This window comes from Lyngbya sp. CCY1209, from assembly GCF_035615495.1.
GTDB lineage: Bacteria > Cyanobacteriota > Cyanobacteriia > Cyanobacteriales > Microcoleaceae > Limnospira.
On sequence record NZ_JAJENU010000075.1, the window covers coordinates 1 to 268 of the forward strand.

1 protein-coding gene is annotated in these 268 nt (G+C 38.8%); it reads left to right on the top strand.

Translation table 11 applies throughout. The features are described from left to right. Nucleotides 1–268 (top strand): transposase (locus tag LKE08_RS00375; RefSeq protein ID WP_324702209.1); only part of this gene is annotated, 268 nt, incomplete at both ends.

Genomic DNA, 268 nt, shown 5'->3' on the forward strand with positions numbered 1-268 from the left:
AAGTGCGTAACATGGTAAAAAACCATCATTTAGCCCAATCAATTAGTGATGCTGCTTGGTATAAATTCAGGAAATGGTTGGAATATTTTGGCAGCATTTATGGAGTTCCAGTTATCGCAGTTGAACCTAAAAATACTTCTCAGAACTGCTCAAACTGCGGTCAAAAAGTCATTAAAACTTTAAGCACCAGAACTCATAAATGTCCTCACTGCGGTTCTGAAGCAGACAGGGATGAAAATGCCGCTATCAATATTCTTCAATCAGCCCT